At 48.1% G+C, this 21,343-nt stretch carries 15 protein-coding genes; 11 read left to right on the top strand and 4 right to left on the bottom strand.

Going from position 1 to position 21,343, the window contains the following annotated elements:
- Positions 1-2 precede the first annotated feature (2 nt).
- Both ACFOEK_RS18025 and ACFOEK_RS18020 read left to right on the top strand, forming a co-directional pair.
- Positions 3-884: a LysR family transcriptional regulator gene (locus ACFOEK_RS18025; RefSeq protein WP_386722868.1), complete on the top strand. Its 882-nt coding sequence runs from the start codon at positions 3-5 to the stop codon at positions 882-884.
- A gap of 151 nt (positions 885-1,035) precedes the next feature.
- Positions 1,036-1,632 (top strand): SCO family protein, encoded by a 597-nt coding sequence (locus ACFOEK_RS18020; protein WP_386722867.1) that lies wholly within the window; start codon positions 1,036-1,038, stop codon positions 1,630-1,632.
- Positions 1,633-1,679: 47 nt separating this feature from the next.
- Here the strand turns inward: ACFOEK_RS18020 and ACFOEK_RS18015 are convergent, their stop codons facing one another.
- Complete coding sequence (locus tag ACFOEK_RS18015) at positions 1,680-2,921, bottom strand: methyl-accepting chemotaxis protein (RefSeq protein WP_386722866.1); 1,242 nt, start codon at positions 2,919-2,921, stop codon at positions 1,680-1,682.
- A 294-nt stretch (positions 2,922-3,215) separates the two neighbouring features.
- Between ACFOEK_RS18015 and ACFOEK_RS18010 the strand changes: the two genes are divergently transcribed.
- The 4 genes from ACFOEK_RS18010 to ACFOEK_RS17995 all read left to right on the top strand — a co-directional run bounded on the left by ACFOEK_RS18010 (position 3,216) and on the right by ACFOEK_RS17995 (position 8,880).
- Entirely contained in the window at positions 3,216-3,413 is a 198-nt protein-coding gene (locus ACFOEK_RS18010) for a (2Fe-2S)-binding protein (RefSeq protein WP_386722865.1), read from the top strand.
- A 442-nt stretch (positions 3,414-3,855) separates the two neighbouring features.
- Positions 3,856-6,186, top strand: coding sequence for a methyl-accepting chemotaxis protein (locus ACFOEK_RS18005; RefSeq protein WP_386722864.1), 2,331 nt, complete (start codon positions 3,856-3,858; stop codon positions 6,184-6,186).
- Between the two features lie 241 nt (positions 6,187-6,427).
- Positions 6,428-8,116, top strand: a complete 1,689-nt coding sequence (locus ACFOEK_RS18000; protein WP_386722863.1) for a thioredoxin domain-containing protein — start codon at positions 6,428-6,430, stop codon at positions 8,114-8,116.
- Positions 8,117-8,349: 233 nt separating this feature from the next.
- A complete protein-coding gene (locus ACFOEK_RS17995) occupies positions 8,350-8,880 on the top strand; it encodes an HD domain-containing protein (protein ID WP_386722862.1) in 531 nt (176 codons plus the stop codon).
- Between the two features lie 80 nt (positions 8,881-8,960).
- Here the strand turns inward: ACFOEK_RS17995 and ACFOEK_RS17990 are convergent, their stop codons facing one another.
- Positions 8,961-9,971, bottom strand: coding sequence for an SGNH/GDSL hydrolase family protein (locus ACFOEK_RS17990; RefSeq protein WP_386722861.1), 1,011 nt, complete (start codon positions 9,969-9,971; stop codon positions 8,961-8,963).
- 292 nt (positions 9,972-10,263) lie between these two features.
- On the opposite strand from ACFOEK_RS17990, the gene ACFOEK_RS17985 reads away from it, so the two are divergent.
- The 3 genes from ACFOEK_RS17985 (at position 10,264) to ACFOEK_RS17975 (ending at position 14,852) form a co-directional block, all read left to right on the top strand.
- Entirely contained in the window at positions 10,264-13,233 is a 2,970-nt protein-coding gene (locus ACFOEK_RS17985; RefSeq protein ID WP_386722860.1) for a DUF748 domain-containing protein, read from the top strand.
- A gap of 282 nt (positions 13,234-13,515) precedes the next feature.
- Positions 13,516-14,118, top strand: coding sequence for a hypothetical protein (locus ACFOEK_RS17980; RefSeq protein WP_386722859.1), 603 nt, complete (start codon positions 13,516-13,518; stop codon positions 14,116-14,118).
- The gene (locus tag ACFOEK_RS17975) at positions 14,115-14,852 is read left to right on the top strand and encodes an MBL fold metallo-hydrolase (RefSeq protein ID WP_386722858.1); all 738 of its coding nucleotides are present in this window, start codon (positions 14,115-14,117) and stop codon (positions 14,850-14,852) included. Before ACFOEK_RS17980 ends, ACFOEK_RS17975 begins: the two co-directional genes overlap by 4 nt.
- A 139-nt stretch (positions 14,853-14,991) precedes the next feature.
- On the opposite strand, the gene ACFOEK_RS17970 is transcribed toward ACFOEK_RS17975, so the two are convergent.
- Positions 14,992-16,029, bottom strand: a complete 1,038-nt coding sequence (locus ACFOEK_RS17970; RefSeq protein WP_386722857.1) for an NAD(P)H-dependent flavin oxidoreductase — start codon at positions 16,027-16,029, stop codon at positions 14,992-14,994.
- A 71-nt stretch (positions 16,030-16,100) separates the two neighbouring features.
- Positions 16,101-16,745, bottom strand: a complete 645-nt coding sequence (locus ACFOEK_RS17965) for a TetR/AcrR family transcriptional regulator (RefSeq protein ID WP_386722856.1) — start codon at positions 16,743-16,745, stop codon at positions 16,101-16,103.
- A 291-nt stretch (positions 16,746-17,036) separates the two neighbouring features.
- Between ACFOEK_RS17965 and ACFOEK_RS17960 the strand changes: the two genes are divergently transcribed.
- Both ACFOEK_RS17960 and ACFOEK_RS17955 read left to right on the top strand, forming a co-directional pair.
- Positions 17,037-18,083: an efflux RND transporter periplasmic adaptor subunit gene (locus tag ACFOEK_RS17960; protein WP_386722855.1), complete on the top strand. Its 1,047-nt coding sequence runs from the start codon at positions 17,037-17,039 to the stop codon at positions 18,081-18,083.
- Positions 18,084-18,265: 182 nt separating this feature from the next.
- Positions 18,266-21,298 (top strand): efflux RND transporter permease subunit, encoded by a 3,033-nt coding sequence (locus ACFOEK_RS17955; RefSeq protein ID WP_386722854.1) that lies wholly within the window; start codon positions 18,266-18,268, stop codon positions 21,296-21,298.
- Positions 21,299-21,343 lie beyond the last annotated feature (45 nt).

The following is a 21,343-nucleotide window of genomic DNA, read 5'->3' as shown; positions in this document are numbered from 1 at the left end:
TAATGCGTTATACCTTTCGCCAACTTGAAGTCTTTCTCGCCGCCGCTCACTTTCAAAACATTACGAAAGCAGCCGACAGCTTGTCCATGTCACAGTCCGCGGCAAGCAGTGCCTTGAAGGATATTGAATCTCAGTTTGATCTGCCGTTATTCGATAGAATCGGTAAAAGGTTACAGCTTAATGAGCAGGGTCGATTAATCCGTCCAAAAGCCGAACAATTAATCGAACAAGCCAAGGAGCTTGAGCGCATCATGGCCCAGCATAAAGACGCGGGCCATCTCAAGGTTGGAGCCACCCTGACCATCGGTAACTATCTGGCGGTCTCGACAATGGCCGAGATGATGCAAGAACAACCGGATGCCGAAGTCAGCCTTTCCGTCGCCAACACCTCAGAGATCGGTCAAAAAGTGCTGAACTTTGAAATCGACATCGGTTTAATCGAAGGGGAATTGCAACATCAGGATCTGGACGTCATTCCCTGGCGTGAAGATGAACTGGTGGTGTTCTGCTCACCTGACCACCCCTTTGCCGATCAACTGCAACTCAACGATCGTCAATTAAAGGATGCCGAGTGGATTCTCCGAGAAGGCGGTTCAGGCACAAGACAGGCGTTTGATCGTGCCATGCACGGTGTCTTGCCTGAAATTCAAGTTAAACTGGAACTGCAACATACCGAAGCCATCAAGCGTGCGGTATCGGCCAATCTTGGCATTGGTTGTTTGTCTCGGGTGGCGTTAGAAGATGCCTTTAAACGCGGCAGTTTGATCCCGTTGCCAGTGCCTCACCGAGACTTCAGTCGTAAATTCTATTTTGTCATTCACAAACAAAAGTACCGCAGTGCCGGAATCGAGCGATGGATGGAGCTGTGCCGATCCAGTTCTTAACTTACCGATTTGCAAGCCACATCCAGTAGGAAATTGCACTTAATCAAGCGCACGCTAACAGCAATTTCCTACAAAAAAACCAACGTTCTCGCTAAGGTTCTTTTTTTCCTTGTGCTTTACTTAATAGAAGGCAACGCATGAGGGATTAACAATGCAAAAACCAATAACAATAAGCCTGCTCATCACCATATTTGTGGCCATAGTGACATGGATGGTTTTCTTTCAGTCCAAGGCCATTGCGAACAAATCACTGCCTTCAGATTTGTATGGCACCCTGACGCCGTTTGAGCTGCCCAATTATCCCCTTCAGACCCACCAAGATATAAACACCGATTGGATGCATTTAGCGGATAAACCCTTATTCATCACCACGGGTTTCACCAGCTGCACGCACATGTGTCCGATGACCATGGCACTCTATCAGCGAATTTCAAAGTCGGTCGGAACCGACGCCAACCTCGCATTCTTAACGGTCGATCCCATTACCGATACACCTGCGCAGCTCAGCAAGTACCTAGCGAACTACGGCCCAGAGTTCATTGGCATTCGCATTCAGGATCAACATCAACTGAATTCCACTTTACAAGCGTTAAAACAGAGCTTCACCTTGACCAAGAAGAGTGAATTTATTGAGCACCAAGGCTACATCTATTTGATGCACCCGAAAGTGGATGGCTTGCTGGTCTACACGGACAACTCCCCTGATCCGATGAAGATCAGAGAAGATTTGCTGAAACTTGAACGCTAACGCCCTGCCCTATAAGAACGGTCAGTGATTCCTGAAGAACATCAAAATTACTTCAACTGGAAGCGGCTCATTTGCCCACTCAATTGATGCGCCACAGTTTGTAAAGTAGCCGCCTGACTGTGAATATTCTTCGCGCCTTCCACCGTATCATTCGTTACCGACTCAATGCTGTGAACACAGCTAAAGACGCTTTCAGTGTTATCGGCCTGACCATGAGCTTCTTGTTCGATGGCCTGATTGCTTTCAGCCAACTCCATCACCGACTGAGCAATCTTAGCAAACGATGACTGAGCCAAGTCGGCATGCTCAACCGATTCCTCCACATGTGAGCGACTTTGCTCCATCGCAGTTACGACCGAGTTGGTCAACTCAGCAAATTTCGTCAGAATATCACCGATCTTATCGGTCGCTTCGTGGGTTTTGCTGGCCAGACTACGTACTTCATCCGCCACCACAGCAAACCCTCGGCCTTGCTCACCGGCACGCGCAGCTTCGATCGCCGCATTTAATGCCAACAAGTTCGTCTGTTCGGAAATACTGCGAATGACTTCAACAAAACCACTGATACTGGTGCTGTCTTCGGCCAGCTGATTCACCTGGGTAGAGGTCTGCTCGACATCACCCGCAATCACTTTGGTGGCAGAAATGATTTCTTCGATGGAGGTGCGTCCAGCATTCAGCACTTCTTCTGCGTGATCTGAGACTTCTTTAGCGGTACGAGCACTGGATAATACCTGATCTGAGGACGCTTTCAATTTCTCCACTTCCGACATTACTTGTGAACTCACTCGTTGTTGTCCACTCATGGACTCACAGGCCATTTCGGTCTGACGGATGAAGGTATCTGCTACGTCATTGACCTGATGCGTGGCTTTCTGGACTTCTGAAACAATCGAAAGAAAGGTGGTTTGCATGTCGTTGAAGCTGCCCGCCATCTGACCAATTTCGTCTTTACAATCTTGCGCTACCCGCACATTCAGGTTGCCATTCTCCGCGGCCTGCTTCATCGCTCGCTTTAACATCTTCACATGCTGATGAACGAAGGAAATCAATACTTGAGACGCCCCCAACACCAAGCACATAAGCACAAACACCCAAATGGCATACCCCGGCGCTTGTTCCATGAAATACTGCCAATATTCCGCCGAGGCAAACTCGCCCTTGGGATGCAGCTGATTAAAACTGCTGGTGATGGCATAGAACGACAGGATGCTCATACCTAAAAATGACAGAGCATTAACCAGCCAAAACTTAAATCTCAACGGCATATCTAAAACAGTGCGATACATAGCAATCGGCTCATTACAAATTTTTATTTGTGGATTGTGAAGGCAGAATGTGCCCAACCTTCAAGTAAAGCAGAAACCTGAAAGGTAATAAAAAGTCAGGTCAGCATTTCTTATATCGGCGCTTACATATAGAGCTTGAGAAAGCACAAAGATTTATTCATTCAACCACTCTTGAGTGGCATCAACAAAAAACGACCATTCGTCGATAAAAGAAGTAATGCGTTTGATAATCCTTATCATTTGCAATACTATCCATTCCTATATTCTTTTAAAGGCTTTTACGAGGCTTGTATTATGTTTGTATGTCTTTGCAATCAAGTCACCACTCACGACATTGAGCAAGTTATGGCAGAAGGTAATTTATCTTTTGAGCAGGTCCAGGAAGAATTGGGCGTCGCCAATTGTTGTGGTCAATGTGAAGACTATGCGCGTGAGCTAATTTCTGAGAAAGCCTCCGAACAAAACTCCGATCTTTTCTACGAAGCAGCCTAAATCGGCTGCTTTTTTCATTCCCCTATCAACTCTCTTCACCACTTTCATCGTAACGTATTTACCATCATCTAAGACATAAAGCGACGTCTTAACACATCCGCTTCAGAACAACTCAGAATACGTCTAGCCCAAGCCTAATCCCTTGATCGAATTGATTTTTTCAAATTTATTCAATATTTTTCTTTTATTGATCAAACAATATGGTCAGGATTTTATTCCAGCCAGCTGCCCGAAAAACCAATACCTTACCGAAGCCCGTCACCTACAACCCCACAAAGGGTCAGTTTTTGAGATATTTTCTCCCAAAAAACCGCCTACCACTTATCGAAAACTAAGCTAATCTCCTACACATAAGCTCAATGTTTTGGGAATTATTCCGATAGCTGTATCCCAGAACTTCCCCAAAATTCTCAGGGAAGTGAGACGAGTTAGGTATTAAGATATGCGTATTTCTACAAAACTGGTCCTAGGTGCCATGTTGTTAGCCTTGGTTCCAGTTGTTGTTTCAAATCTCTTGGTTGGTTCGAAAGCCACCACCACCAGTCACAATGCATTAGAAGCCGCGTCCCAAGATCGCCTCAAAAGTGTTCGAGACACCACCAAGGCACGATTAAGTGACTACTTACAAAACCTGGAAAACTTAATTCTCACGCTTTCCAGTAATCCATCCACCATAAACGCCGCAATCAGCTTCTCCAGCGCGTTTAAAGAGCATACCGCTCAGGCTGGAAATTTCGGAAAAGCCAATGAATTCAAGCAGGAAGTAACCGGTTTTCTTTCCAGTGATTTTCAGGGGCAATACCGCACGATGAATCCAGGCAAGTCCGCCCCGGTGCAGGATTGGGCCAATCAAATGTCCGAAAAAGCCTTGGAGTTTCAAAGCATCTTTATTGCCAACAACCCGAACCCCTTGGGCGAAAAACATAATCTGGTAGACATTCAGGATTACACCACCTATGAACAATTCCACGAAAGCTACCACCCAACCTTCGTGCAATACCTTGAAACCTTTGGTTTTTATGACATTTTCATCGTCGATCCTAAAAACGGCCACATCATTTATTCGGTCTTTAAAGAGGTCGATTACGCCACCTCACTGGACAGCGGCCCGTTCAAAAACACCGGTATCGCCGAAGTCTACCGACAAGCGAAGAACGCCAAGAACAGTGATTTTATTGCCTTCACCGACTTTGCACCTTACCCACCGTCTTATGAATCACCAGCCTCTTTTATGGCGTCCCCCATCAGCGATGACACTGGGTTTCATGGGGTACTGATTTTTCAAATGCCGCTCGACATCATTAACGGCATCATGACCCACGATAAGAACTGGTCGAATGTTGGACTTGGGGATTCCGGAGAAACCTATCTGGTCGGAAAAGACAACAAACTGCGTAGCGACAGCCGTTTCTTATTGGAAGACCCAGAAGGCTACACCAAAGCCTTAGCGGATTCAGGAATGGATCAAAACATCCTATCGCTGATCCAGGCCAGAGAAACCGGCATAGGCTTACAAAGCGTCAACAGCGATAGCATCAAAGCCGCTCTTAATGGCGAAGAAGGCTTTTTACACATCTTTGATTATCGGAATGTGGAAGTGTTATCGGCCTTTACGCCTTTAGAATTCCGGGGTGTTACCTGGGCTCTGGTTGCCGAAATTGACGAGGCCGAAGCATTCGTCAGCGCCAATGAAGTCTCCAACACCATTGCCACTAACGCCATTATTGTATTTGTCATTGTCGCGGTGATTGCCATTGCCAGCAGTTATGTCTTCTCGAAGAGCCTCAGCACCCCGATCATTCGACTCAAAGAGCATTTAGAAACGGTCGGCAGTACCGCTGATCTCACCATGGTTCTGGAACCATCAGGCAAGGATGAAATCTCCGACATTACTCGCAGCTTCAATACCATGATGGCGAAATTCCGAGACAGCCTGCACAAGGTATCGGATGCTTCGTCACAACTCAGCGCAGCGTCAGAACAAACCATGTCAGCAACACAACAAACCTTGGTGCGAGCTCAGGAACAGCTTTCACAAAGCAGTCAAGCTGCGACTGCAATGAATGAAATGACGGCCACGGTGCAAGAAGTCGCCAACCACACCAATGAAGCCGCCAATGCCACCAATGAAGCCAACCAGGCGACACAAACTGGTCGGGAAAATGTTGAGGAACTCATCAACACCATCGAGAGCCTAGCGTCCCGCTTAAGCTCCGCCGGCGAAGTCACCGATCGTTTGTCAAAAGAAAGTGATCAGATCAACACCGTGGTCGACGTCATCCGCAACATTGCCGAACAAACCAACCTGTTAGCACTCAATGCCGCCATTGAAGCAGCACGTGCCGGTGAACAAGGTCGAGGTTTTGCCGTAGTCGCCGATGAAGTTCGGGCGTTGGCTGGCAAGACACACGACTCCACTCAAGAAATCAATCAGATGGTAGAAGCCTTACAAAAAGGCTCCAAGGACACGGTCGAGGCCATTGAAGCGAGTTTAGCGGAAGTCCAAAATGCCGTTGCCAAAACCGACGATGCTGGACAATCGCTCAACTCCATTACCGAATCGGTCAACACCGTCAACGAGATGAACCTTCAGATTGCGACCACCGCCGAAGAGCAAATATCCGTGTCCGAAGAAATCAATCAGAACATTACCCACATTGCGGAAATGGCCGAGAAAACCGACGAAGACGCCAAACAAACCTCTCAATCTGCTCAATCGGTGGCAAGGTTATCCGAGCAATTGGCTGAACTGATTTCCTGCTTCAAAATCTGATCTCATCTCCACCAGCCTTTGAACCTCATCAACACCAAAACCAGCCAGGGCGAATACGCCCTGGATCGGTTCGTATTGCCCTACACACGGCTTTGCCATGGCAGTGTTTCTCGACCCTGACTACCCTAAATAGAGAAGCACCCAAAAAGTACAGACGCGGCCAAAAATGGAGACGCGTCAAAAAGCGCTTATAGAAGTAGCAAGATAACAACAATAAAAACGATAACTACGCGAGACCTCTATGACCCCGATTCAACGACACGCCTTGGCTTTGCGCCAACGGCTAGGCTCTGCGCCGCGTTTACTGCTTACAGTAATGACGTCAACCTCCTTAGCATTAACAGCCACCACACTGCTCACAGCCTGCCAAGAACAGAGCCCGCAAGCAACGGAAGTGGAGGCGCAACCACCTCACCCTGAAAACACTTCCTCTTCGACAGACTCCGACCGCACTCTTGCACAACAAAAAACAGTTATTGCTGAGATTAATGGTTTCCCCATTGATCAGGACGAGCTGGATCAGAAGATTCGTTTTCAGCTGCACGACCTTGAGTGGCAAGCCTACCAATTACGACTCAATGCCTTACAGCATCTGGTGAAACAAGAATACGCTGGCGATCAGCAAACACCGCCCCAAGTCACTCACCAACTGACCCCACCAATTCCACCACTCACACAACTGCCTAAAAGCGCCGTGGCGACCAACGGAGAAAACAGTGCGCCGATCACCATCTCTGTGTTCTGTAGTTTTCAATCACCGCATTGCAAGCGAATGCAGCCAGTCTACCAACAACTAGAAAAACAACATCCGGGGCAATTGAAGTTCGAGCACTTTGACTATCCTTTATCTTTCCACCGCTATGCCCGCCCGGCGGCCAATGCCGCACGCTGCGCAAATCAACAAGGTAAGTTCTGGGAATTCTCTGCCGCATTGTACAGCTACCAAGACGATCTCAATGACGCACGCTATCGCTCGATCGCTCAACAGCTCAATATTGATACCCCGGAATTTCAACACTGCATAAGCACACTGCAACATCGTGAGGCCATCGAGCAAGACATCGCGTTGGGTGAAAGCCTGAGCTTAAGCAACGTGCCCATTACCTTTGTTAACGGCTTCTACGTCAAAGGCCCAGTCTCATTAGCCACCTTAAACTTCTACACCGACTACGCGCTTACTCATCTGACGGAAGACAAAGCGCCACCAACTCAGACCATCGCCAAAACTACGCTACCCTTACGATTAATGGCGGTAAACCTGGCCAGTAATAGCGCTCAATCGTCTGTGGTGATTGAGCACATAGCAACCAAAGAACAGTTGCTGTTTCAAACCAATCAAGCCATCGAGTTTGCTCAGCAAACTTTTGAGGCGCCTTTGATCTCAGCTATCGAGGCACAACGTATCCTGCTCAATTATCGAGGTCGGCAAGAATACCTGGCACTGACCAATATCCACGCCAAGTCATCAAACGACGCCCAACTGACGGCATCTTTCGGCTCGGCATCTACGTCAATCTCTGCGAATGACCTTGAAGGCAGTGCCAAAAACAACACGGAAGACCCTTGGACATTGCACCCCAACCGTCGCTTCAATGAAGGCAACCGCGAGTTACCAGTCAGTACCATCACGCCGTTATCTCGCGACTGGCTGGACCAACAACTGATGAACCAAAGCGAGCTGGAAAAACATTTCGAACCCGCAGGGCATCAAGTGGAAGGACATGCACTTTTAAAACTGCATGAAATTTCTCAACAGGAGTTCTATCAAACGCTGGGACTGAAAGAAGGCGATGTCGTGCTTCGAGTCAATGATCAATGGGTGCATGACGGCCAAAACAGCCTATGGGATACACTCAGCCAACAAGCAGAGGTATCGATTCAACTGATGCGTAAAGGGTTACCGGTACGTTATGACTTCAGTATTCAATAGGCCATCGGTAAACGTAGGCCTTAGCGCACTGTCGCGAGACTCCGACACTGATCAGAAATAGCTAATGTCCTAATCAAGCTTTGGAAAACCTCTGTTTGCGCATTTACAGAGGCTCTTCGATAGTTAGGCATATGACTGCTGCATACGCAGACGTACATGTTGGTGTACAAGGTTGTTGTATAGATCTATGCGATCCATACAACAACCTGTCATAGACTGCCGAGAGCCTCTTTATGATTGTATTTTCTGAAACGATAGAGACCCTGCTAAAGCCATATACCGAGTTATTGGGCAAAGACTTTGATGGTTATAAAAATCACCTGTATCGAGTGATCAACTTTTGCCATTTACAGTCGCCATTAAGTCCGGAAGACTCGGGTAAGCTGGAGATTGCGGCCGTCTTTCATGATCTCGCCATTTGGACAAATCACACCGCCGACTACGTGCTTCCCTCGGAAGAACTGGCCCGACGTTATTTGACCAGCATTGATTGCCCGGAATGGACCGAGGACGTATGCAGAATCGTGCGAGAGCATCATAAAATCACCGCGGCCGACTCACCCGATTCGCTCACCGAAATCTTTCGCAAAGCCGACTGGGTCGATGTCACTTACGGCATCAGAAGCTTCGGCCTGGAAAAACCCATCATCCAAAAAATCTACCGAGCCTTCCCGGACATGGGGTTTCATCCACTGCTCGTTCGTATCATTCGAAGCCAAATATTCAGACACCCATTTAACCCATTGCCTATGTTTAAGTGGTAGTCAGAAGCCACCCTTTTGTAACATCCACGAGCGGCTCCGACTGGGCTGATCACCTTAATCACTCATCGTGAGTGAGCGTTTTACTTACTTGGGTTGCTCATCCAAAGGATGTCAGACACCAGATTTTGCCCTTTAACGCTTGGATGGAAACAGTCACCACCGTCGATTTCAGAGGAACCGAAAGAGCGAGTTCCCGCAGACAACGTATCTTCATCTACATAGTCGGCCACCACTTCAATACCGCGAGGGTTCTGACCTGCGGTATTGGCGTTGTAGGCTTCGGCTTCTTCACGAAGAATTTCGTTGTAACGCTGCTGCGCCGCTGAAACTCCCGCGAAACGCGTTGCGTGATTTTCACCGTTGAAGGTACCGCCCGCCGTGGCAATTTCACAGACATTAAAGGTAGACCACAAGCTTTCGCAATTAACAGTCCATGAGTTATTACTTTGCTTCTCAAGGCCTGCCGCGCGAAGATCCTGAACACGAGGCACACTGCCCAAGTGCACAGATGACCCTGAAGGCAGATCCGCTACCAGTACATCTAAACCATCACGAACAGCAGTGCGCCATTCTGCATCTGTGTACAAGGGATCATCACAGTTATTAGGGTCAACACAACCGCGATTACAAATGTCGTTACCGCCCAGTTCCACGGTCACATGATCCGGCTTGGTGGTCATTGCCACAATCTGCTGCGCCTGATAAGCGAAGTTATTGTCACCTCCGCGCATTTCAGACCCCGATTTAGCCGCTGCCTTGGTGGAATTTACCCCCGAACTGATGGCATCCCACTTGTCGTCAAAGCTGTCAACATTGCCCGACGAACCATCAAACCAACTGTGTTCAGGTTGGTCACCGCCCAGCAAACAGAACAAATCCCAGAACCAGATATTCCCCGTACAATCTGCCGCAAAGCCCATGGTAATACTGTCTCCAACAACGGCAGCTTTGGTTGGCGTTTCCGCCTGAGAAAATTGAGAGAAAATCGCCAATGACGTCACCATCAACGCCATCGTCGTGCGTGTTACAGCGTTTTGAAGCGCTGATCTTTTTTGAATCGATTGTGCCTTATGAAAAGGTGTAGTTCTCATCGTAAACCTCTTTCGTGCTTTATATTTATTTTTGTTATCAGCCCAATTGGCAGTCTAGATGCTATTTTTCAACCCATGTCGTAAGGCGACAGTAATTGTTCGAATGGTGCCGCTTATGACTGATCAAAAGTCATACAGGACACACAAGACAGGAAATGAATAATGCCACTGAACAGAGACAAGGAAAGTTTGTCATAAACTCATCATCGCAATAGTTTTTACACAGTCTCGTGCAATGCTCATTCTTTAGCGATAGACTTCCGCTTGAGTAGAATTAAGGACAATTACTGGCATGACACAGCTTAAAGATCGACTCTTTTCACAGATCAAAAAACACCCTGCCATCACAACCCTAATCACGTTTTACCTCATTTATTTGTTGTCCGCAGGCCTGATCCTGCCTTACGTCCTCAAGCAAAAGTTACCTGAATGGCTCGCCCCATATCCTGAACTGCAAGCCTCTGTCGAAGACGTACGATTCAACCCCTTTCTATTAAGGTTGAGCATTGACGGTCTGCACGTCGATGAACTCAAAGGCACCGACACAAGCAAACTGATTGGTCTGAAGCAAATCACCGCCAACCTGCAACTGAGCTCGATTTTTCATCAAGCTCTGGTGTTATCGGAGTTGACCATTGATACGCCCTACGCACGAGTGACCAAAGCCCAAGATGAAGGTTTCATTTGGGATGCTTGGTTGCCTGCTAAACCAACAACAGAACAGCAAACGGACGTTGAGCCAGCCGAAGCTAGCCAACCCTTTCCGGTAATGATCGACGCCTTTAACTTCAATAAAGCCACTGTCGATTTCGAAGATTTCTCTCGAAAGACGCCGTTCAAAAAGCACATCGGCCCAATGGACTTGGCGTTAACGAACCTATCCACCTTGCCAAATGACGAAGGTAACTATCAGCTCACCATAGTGTTACCCCAAACCGATTTACCACAAGGCGATCAAACCGCTGAATTCCACTGGCAAGGCAATATTGGTATTCACCCCTTCTTCAGTGAAGGTCGTTTAGAGCTCAACCAGTTAGCGGTTCGAACGCTGTGGGACTACATTCAGGACGAGGTGTACTATGAACCCTTGAATGGCGCGCTGGCGGTCAGTTTTGATTATCAATTACTGACCAAAGACACCTTGGACTTGGTACTCAACAATGGCAGGATCAAGCTCTCCAATCTCGCTCTTGCTGGCAAGGGAGAAACAGAGGCCGTTGTCGAACTCACCTCTCAAGAAATCAACGGACTGTTCTTCGATCTTCAAAGCAAACAAGTCAGTATCGATCAAACCAAAACCTCAGGGCTCTCTGTCGCTGCAGAACGCCTAAGCGATGGCTCCATTAAACTCGCTAAGCTGTTTGCAGAGCGTCCGGTTCAGGAAAAGGTCAAGAAACAAGTAAAACAAGAAACCCAACAAGAAAAAGACTGGCAAGTCACTGTCTCGGAAATCCTGTTGGAAGACAGTGATCTTGCGCTTCAGGACAGCACCACCACCCCGCCCGTGCAGCTGAATCTGGATCAAATGACCGCCAAGATCGAGGACCTGACACTGACAGACACACCTGCGAACTTCAGTGTATCCTTTGTCAGTCACCGCCCGTCACAACCCGAGCAACAAAGCCACTTGAAGCTGGAAGGTGACTTTGTGATTCCAAGCAAAGAAGTCAACCTTCAGCTGGATCTCAAAGATTTCCCGGTCGCCATGATCCAACCCTACCTGACACCGCTGACCGAGTTATCCATCGACAATATACTGTTCGATCTCAACGGTCAGGCACGTCTCAAAAACGATCATGTGTCCTTTGATGGCTCGACACAACTCAGGGAAATCAAGCTCACCAATCAGGCTCATTCACAAGCGATTCTTGCAGGTGAGGGTTTGTACTTTGAAGGCATTCATCTCAATCAAGCCCAAAAGTCTCTTAAGATTGACGAGATTTTGTTAGACCGCTTGCTTTTACCCGTCACCATCATGAGTCGGGATGAGTCGGGGGCGCTGACTAACTTCAGTGATTTAGTAAAATCGAATGCCTCAGACACACCAGAGAAGCACCAAGATTCGGAGACAGGCGCTACATCGGCACCAGAAAGTACATCCACATCAGAAAGTACATCCACATCAGAAAGTACTGCCGAGGAAGAGTGGCTGGTTGAGATAGGTAAAGTCTCGATTCGAGACAATCAGCTGCAATTCAGTGATCGAGGCATCAAAGAACCGGTCTACTTCAATATTGAAAAGCTTAATGGCGTCATTGATCAGCTCTCCAGCAAGCAATTAAGCAAAGCCGATATTCGTCTTGCCGGCGAGGTCAACGGCTATGCACCGTTTCGTGTGACCGGAAAGATCAACCCTCTCTCTGAGCAGGCGTACACTAATGTGGAAGTCAGTATGAGTGACATTGCGCTATCGACCTTCTCCCCCTACAGCAGCCACTTTATGAATTACCCGCTGACACAAGGGAAGCTGTCCACCGATCTGGTTTATAAGCTCAATCAGAGTGAACTCGTAGCGGACAATAAGCTCTTCATCGATCAACTGGAACTGGGCAATTATGTGGAAAGCGATGCTGGGTTAGGGTTGCCGCTACCACTGGCAATCAGCTTACTTCAAACCAACAGCGGTGAAATTGACATCAATCTGCCGATCAAGGGGAATCTCAAAGATCCTGATTTCAAATACGGACAAGTGGTGATCAATGCCCTACTCAATATCATCACCAAAGCCATTACCTCACCGTTCCAGTTGATTGCCAATTTGGCAGGCAGTGATGCCGACTTGAGTAACCTGGAGTTCCTTGCAGGCACCTCAGAACTAGCCCCGGACTCTCAGAACAAAATCACCGAGTTAGTCACTGCATTGAAAAAACGTGAGTCACTGAAGTTAAGCGTGATGGGCCAAACCGATGGCGCAGACAGCACCACCTTTAAGGCTCTGGCTTGGCGTCGTTTTGTGGATCAACAAGGCATTACCGTGGATTACCAAAACCCTAGGTATCAGGCTTTACTGGCCAAACACAGTGGTCAAGCCCTACCTCAAGATCCAATCAAAACCCAGGCATTGGAACAGAGCGTCATTGAGCAACAAGCCTTAGCATCAAATCAACTGGCAGCACTAGCCCAGGAACGGGCCGTTAAAGCACGCCGTTTGTTGGTGGATGCCGGGCTTAGCGAAAAACGTATTTTCATTAAAGCCTCTGCATTGGAGCAAACAACTCAGTCGTCCTCCAACGCGGTCGGCATCAAACTGGAAGTCAAATAACACGCCTTAGCCTGTTGCCCGTTATGCCGTTTAATAGCCCCTTATTCAAGGTACGGTCATAGCAAGCACGCAGGCTCTCACCCTTGCACAGCCATTAGGCTGTGCAATTATTCCTACCCAAGAGATCGTAAAGTTCTGCACCGTTGTGGCCGATATATGTTCTACACTGAACAACTCGGGGTCACTCCCCCCACGGTGGCGAATCATCTAATTCCCGTCACCTGATGATTTGACGAGTAGTATGAATCGTCAGGTTTCGCATCCTAAGGACAGAGACGCAAGATGACGAACAGTGCCAGTCTTTCAATAAAAACAGCCTCGGTCGCCGCCGAGTTAGACAAAGCCGAGTCTACTGCGCGCGAGCTCTCACTGGCCGCCAAAAATGCCCGTTTTGTGGTATTCCGCGCCGGTAGCCAAGCCGCTGGACTCACTGTAATCACCAGCTATTTTGCCGAGTTGGCAGAAAATACCATTCAACTGGTGCACACCATCAATGACATTTCCATGCAAGTAGCCAACGACTCAGTCAAAGAGTGGAAAGCCAAACTCCTGATTGATCGGCTGAATAACGCCCGTGACGACTTATTTGAAGACGAACACAAACAAACCCTCAAACACGTTGTTCATAAAGCCACTCAACAGATGCAGCGTATTTCTGACAGCTTAAAGCGGGAATTAAATAAACTGGATGCACAACTCGAAGAAATTCAAACACTGATGCGCGCGGCCAGTGTGATCGTTGTGACCTCACGCTTAGAGTCCAACCGTACCGGTGAATTTGAACAGAACCTACGGGAAATGGCCGACAATATTCAGCGCCTGACCAATAAAATTAAAGAACGAGCCACCGAATCAAGACGCATTCTAACCAGAGATAACTTATGAAAAGCCGGAAAATCTATCAAGGAAATCATGAATGGATTCTGTTCGGAAGGGATCCCAACAAGCCAGAAAAGATCATCGACACCAACCAATACATGATCATCTCCGACGGTCAGGCTTTGGTGCTCGACCCTGGCGGGATTGAGTTATTCTCCTCGATGTTTGCCAACATTCTGAAGCACGTTAAGCCGGAACAAGTCACCGCCTTATTTGCCTCTCACCAAGACCCGGACATCATTTCTTCCTTAGGCCTTTGGGATCAGGTCTTACCTCACGCCAAGCTTTACAGCCCATGGTTGTGGGAAGGCTTCATTCGTCACTTCGGGATGGAGAGCATTGAATATGTACCGATTAAAGACGAAGGCGGCACACTAAAACTCGGCTCGCTGGAACTGCAACTGATTCCGGCGCATTATCTGCATTCTTCAGGTAATTTCCATGTGTACGATCCGGTGGCTAAGATCCTATTCAGCGGTGATATTGGAGCGGCATTAGAAGATGGGGATTTCCCTCTGTTTGTGGAAGACTTTGAGCAACACACTGAAAAAATGCGCTACTTCCATCAACGCTGGATGCCGTCAAACGCCGCCAAACAAAACTGGATCAGTCGCGTGCGTCGCCTCGACATTCAGTACATGTGTCCGCAACACGGCCGCATCTTTAAAGAAGAACAAGTTAAAGAGTTTCTTGATTGGTTTGAAGGTTTAGAGGTGGGGATTGCGGTAAACCAATCCTAAAGGCTTATAGTAATCGTACTAAAATAGCACATATAAAAAGCCCCGTTTTATCTCAACATAAAACGGGGCTTTTTTAATTTGACGAACTTGATCTTCGACTGACTTAATTTCTAACTCATTTATTTCTAACTAAGCACGATTAATCAACCATGGTTTTGGTCAGTTCAATTGACAACGCTTTCGCATCATTCATGATGCGATCCATCAACACCTGCACCGATTCAATATCGTTGATCACACCTTGCGACTGACCAATAAACTGTACGCCCTTATCCAAATCACCATGAATCGTCGCAGCTTCCAGCTTCTCAGTCGCAGCACCAAACAACGACAACATACGAATCTTATCGAACTGAGCTAACATCCCTAACATCAGCTTCCACAACGGCATGTCCACCATTTTGGCAGCTTTGAACGACTTTAACGCCGCCATAATGAAATTCATTGGGCGCTTGGTGGCCTTTTCCGCCATCGGCGTTTTCATCACTCGCGCGTACAGGCCATCAAAGTTCTTCGAATAAATAGTCTCTTCAACCCGCTTCTGCACTACCGTATCTTTCACGTGGGAATGCAACGGACTTTCTAAACTGGTCGCAAACCGCGAGCCCATAGCCACACCTTCTGCACCTAATGCTAAGGCCGCCAACAAGCCTCGACCATCGGCAAAACCACCCACCGCAATCACCGGAATATCCACCAAATCGGCAATGGCCGGGACCAAACATAATGAGGTTGTCGAACCTCCGTGCGCGGCCGCTTCATGCCCCGTCACCATTAAGGCATCCGCGCCCGACTTCTGAGCCGCCAAGGCGTGCTTCTCAGTCACTACGGTCGCGATCACCTTGCCACCGTATTTTCGGGCACCTTCCACCAACCAATCGCCTTTGCCCAGTGAAAAGTTGATCACAGGCACTTCTTCTTCCAAAGCCACTTTGGCGTTTTCTTCAGCTCCAGGCATCATCAGAGTGACACCGATACCAAAGGGTTTATCAGTAAGCTCTCGAATCTTACGAATGGCATCGCGTGTTTCCTGACGACTTAACGGGCCTGACGCTAATATGCCCAAGCCACCAGCATTAGATACAGCTGCAACCAGTTCTGGTACTGAAATCCAGCTCATGCCTGGCAATACTATCGGGTGTTTAATGCCCAACAACTCAGTAATTCGAGTTTTCATAACTTACCTTTAAAATTCTTTATCCATTCAATCAACACTCACTAGGGAATCTCTGAATAAATGATCAGACGCTAAGCCATAATGCCGTGAAGTGCCAAATTCAGGTTATTTTTCATGATGTCATCAAACGAACTCATGTGTTTGATCGGGCAAGAGGCTTTATCCCCCCGGAAGGACTGGAAATCTTCTTCAAAAAAGCCATCAATCAACAAACTGGATATACCATGCATCATCGACCAAATCGGGTCGGCCAAGGTTTGAACTGGCTGATTTTTGAACACGCCTGCGTCGATACCGCGTTGAATACTGGTTAACAACATCTCGTACGACTCTCCCGCCGCTTCGGCCAGAGATTCATCTTCCATACGATCCGTAATGGCAGGCCCGAACATCAACTTATACTTTTCCGGGCAATCACCAGCAAACTTTACATACGCCATGCCTTTTAAACTGAACTCTTCAAGAATATTGAGCGACGCTTGCTCTACTTCCTGCAGTCGGACTTTCAGCTCTTCAAAACCAACAATTGCGATGGCAATCAGCAAAGCCCGCTTATCTGCAAAATGACGATAGGGCGCATTAGCAGAGACACCTGCTTTTTTAGCAATCGCACGCAGACTTAATCCATCGACGCCTTTTTCTCGTATATCAGCACAGGCTATTTCGATCAGCGTTTGACGAAGGTTGCCGTGGTGATAGTTGTTGGTTTTTTCCATGATGACTCCAAATTTTGCCGCGCACATCATACCACATAGTCGTCACTATATGGTTCGGCCAAACAGAATGTTTCACAGCCCGACCGTGATGGGAACCTCTCATCATTAAGAGGTCTCTAGACATTATTATTAGACTTATGTTGTCAATGCACACATTTTATGTTGACACTGCCTACTTTCGAGGTTTAGCATGTTGTCAGCGTCAACATATTACTATCTTTACATTGTAAATGTACAGACGAGTACGCTGATTTTTTGAGCCTTACGAACGACCAACGAGGAGAAAGCACAATGACACGTCCAATTAAGTTCTTGTCCTTCGCATTGACAGTGCTTACTACCGCACTCATCCCGGTGATGAGCCATGCAAACCCACCTGTAAATACGGTAGCAGTTGAAACGGTAAAAGATGCAGTTTCTTTTTACTCCTCTGGACTGGTCGCCAACAAAGCGCAGTCCCGCCTTTCCTTTAAAACTTCCGGGATTATTCAACACATCTCGGTAGAAGACGGCCAGAAAGTCACTAAAGGCCAGCTCTTAGCGCAACTCGATTTATCAGAAATTCAGGCACAGCAACGCCAAGCTCAGGCCGATTTCAAACAAGCAACGCTGGATGTAAAACGCCTTGAAACCTTGGTCGCTCAGCGTTTAGCCCCAAAAGAAAAGCTCGATAATGCCTTAATCCGAAAAGACAAGGCGCAAGCAGCGTTGAATATCGCAGAATTCAATCTCAAGCACTCTCAAATTAAAGCGCCAGCCAACGGAGTAGTCATCACCAAGCACATCGAAAAAGATGAGCTTGTCTCTGCAGGTCAACCGATCATTACCTTCTCTCCCAACAGCAAAGGCTGGGTTGTGAAAGCCGGTTTGATTGATCGTGAAGCGGTGTACGTGAATCTCGGCGATACCACGACCATTGAGCTAGACGCTTACCCAGGACAACTGCTCAAAGGGCAAGTCACCGAAATTGCTGCTCAGGCCAATCCAAACACCGGTTTGTTCGAAGTGGAAGTCAGCATCAGCGAAGAACCTTTCCGTCTGCTGTCCGGTTTGTATGCCCACATTAATGTGCAGCCCGAACAACAACCGATTCTTTACCGTGTACCGACATCTTCGTTACTCACCGCCAATGGCAAGCAAGGCACGGTTGCCCAGATGAATCCGGTCAGCCGAAACATCGAAGTAACTACCGTACGTGTTCACTCGTTGTCGACCGATGCGGTACTGATTTCCAATGGCCTCAATACCGACTGGCCGATCGTTATCGGTTCCCCCTACAACCTATCATCTCAATTAATTGAACGAAGAGAAGTGTCTCAGGTTTCATCAGAGTTATAGACAATAGAGAGATAGACAAGAGAAAGAATATAGCGCTTTAGAGCCAACGGCATTTCATGCGGATGCCGACTTTCGGGCCTCGCCTTGTGAGGCCCTTTTTTTCTATCTTACTAAGGGAATCACGGATCAAGTTCCCAACGAATCATGTTCTACATCAGTGCTGAATTTTTTGAGGTCTCGTTATGCGTTTGCCTGCTTTAGCCATCAACAACCATCAGTTTGTTTGGGTTGCGACCCTGATTCTGACCTTATTGGGTATTGTCTCGTACAATTCCATGCCCCGTTCCGAAGACCCGCAGTTCAACTTTCCATCGAGCCTGATCACGGTCATTTATTCGGGCACCAATCCGTTCGACATGGAAAGCCAGATCGTCGATAAGATTGAAGAAGCCCTGAATGAACTCGACGATATCGACGACGTTAAGTCAACCATCCGTGACAGCGTATCCACTACACGTATCCAATTTGTCTACGGCACCGACCCCGACGATAAATACGAAGAAGTAATTCGCGCCGTCAATCAAATTCGCGACCAGTTGCCGGATGATATTCAGAAGCTCGAAATCAAACGCATTTCACCCACCGATGTAAACATTGTGCAGCTGGCGCTGACCTCGGAAAGCGCACCTTATTTGCAGCTCAAGCAATACGCCGAGAAGCTCGAAGACAGCTTAGAGAAAATCCGCAATGTCAAAGAAAGCGAGACCTGGGCATACCCGGAACAACAGGTTGAGATTGCATTGGATCTTAGAAAGTTAGCGACTCTGGGCATTTCTGCCAATCACGTTCTGGACGTACTCTCGGGCAACAGTCGGAATATTCCGGCGGGTTTCATTTACTCTGGAACAGACCGCTTAACCGTACGTACCAGCGGACTCTATCGCAACCTTGAAGACATCGGCCGCACCCCCATTTACTCTCGCGACTATCAAGTTCTCCACTTGGAAGACGTCGCCACGGTGCGACTGGCGGATGCAACACCACGTCACATAGCTCGCTACGACGGGCAACGCAGCGTCTTTATCTCGGCCGTACAACGCGAAGGTTCTCAAATCTTCGAGGTGATGGACCAAATCCGGCAACAGGTTTCAGCGTTTGAGACCACCCTTCCCGACGATATTCAACTCTCTTGGGTGTTTGATCAGAGCGAAAGTGTTGATCGCCAGACCAACAGTTTCTTCACTAGTCTGCTCCAAGGGATCGGCGTCGTCGGCATCGTCCTCTTCCTGTTCCTGGGTATTCGCCCCGCGGTGGTGGCTATGGTATCGATCCCCCTGTCCATAGTAATCGCCATTGGTTGGGTGGATACCGCCGGTTTCGGTATTCAGCAAATGACCATTGTTGGTCTGATCGTAGCCTTGGGCTTATTAGTCGACAACGCCATTGTAGTGGTAGAAAACATCCAGCGCTTCCTGAAAGAAGGCTATAGCCGAATAGATGCAACGCTCAAAGGTGCGTCGCAAGTAGGTTGGGCCATCACCAGCGGTACCGTCACTACCATTCTTGCGTTCCTGCCTTTACTGCTGCTTCAAAGCGGTTCTGGTACCTTTATGCGCTCAATGCCGGTAACCGTGGTGATCACGCTGATGTGTTCACTGTTGTTGGCATTAACCATTATTCCACTCATGGCTAAATATCTGCTCAGCCATAAAAACGGGCCGATTGCATCCACCAGCAATCGAGGCTTTGAATGGCTCAATCGTGTCATCTATGAACCAATCCTACGGTTTAGCTTACGATTCCCATGGCTGGTGCTGCTCATTTGTATCGGCTTATTTGCCGGCTCACTGAACATGATGAAATCCGTGGGTGTGTCGATGTTCCCGAAAGCGGACAAACCGCAAGTATTGGTGGATATTAAGATGCCGGTGAATGCCAGCATTCAACGTTCTGACAGCATCACTCGTAAAGTCGAACACGTCATTAACAAGCACCCCAACGTAACGCACGTAGCCACCAATGTGGGTAACGGCAATCCACGCGTGTATTACAACAAGATTCCGAAACAAGGGCTGCCTAACTATGCTCAGTTAATGGTGGAGCTAGACACCGACAGTATTCAGGAAGCCTCTAAAGCTACCGAAGAACTGAGGGCATTATTGGCCAACTGGCCGGAAGCGGACATCAAGGTTGAGCAATTCCAGACCGGCCCTCCGTACGAAGCGCCCATTGCCATTCGCGTGATCAGTGATAAACACCAAAGTATTCGTCAGATGGCCGCTCAGGTTGAACAAATCATGCGCGGAATCGAAGGCATCATCAACCTTGAGAACGCCGCCGCCGATGAGATGGTGACCACTAAGATTCAGATCAAGTCGGACAAAGCCGCCCTCTTAGGCATCAATGCCTATCAGATGGATCAGGCGGTCAGAACCGCGCTGAACGGTGCCAACATCGGTATCTATCGAGACAACTTAGGTGAAGACTACAACATCGTTCTAAAGAGCAACCATTACAATCAGCCCAACAGCAAAGAGTTTGACCGCATCATGCTGACCAGTGCCACCGGCGCACAAATACCACTTCGCCAGGTCGCGGACATCTTGCTGGAATCCAATCAGGCCAAGCTGCAGCACTACAATTTACAACGCATGATTTACGTGACCGCCGACGTGTCTGAAGGCTACAACGTCGCCGCAGTGACTCAAGAAGTAATTGAGCAACTGAACCAACTGAATTGGCCACAAGACGTGACCTGGAATGCCGGCGGGGAAGAAGAAAACCGTAATAAGAACTTTGCGGGTTTGGCGAAAGCCTTGGTGTTGTCGCTACTTGGAATCTTCGCGGTATTGGTACTGCAGTTCCGTTCCTTCTTACAACCCGCCATCATCTTTATCGCCATTCCATTTGCGCTAACCGGAGCCATTCTTGGTTTGTATATCAGTGGCTATTCGTTTTCGATCGTGGCCTTTGTCGGCTTGAACAGCCTAATGGGGATCGTGGTCAACAACTCCATTATTCTGGTCGATTATGCCAACCAACTACGCGCCGAAGGCGCCAGCATTCAACGAGCCATTTCCGAGTCAGCATCTACGCGACTAATGCCGATTGTACTCACCACACTCACCACCGTCGGCGGCTTACTTCCACTGACCATACAAGGGGGCGTACTTTGGGCTCCATTAGGCTGGACCATCATCGGTGGCTTAGCAGTTTCAACCTTGCTGACCTTGATTCTGGTTCCGGTTCTCTACAAGTTACTTACGAAAAAATAAGCCTCATTCAGAGGCTTTATCGCACGCTCTTGCACTGGATCTCTA

This window comes from Litoribrevibacter euphylliae, assembly GCF_042646085.1.
Lineage (GTDB): Bacteria > Pseudomonadota > Gammaproteobacteria > Pseudomonadales > Litoribrevibacteraceae > Litoribrevibacter > Litoribrevibacter euphylliae.
This window is presented reverse-complemented; position numbering and strand designations above follow the sequence as displayed.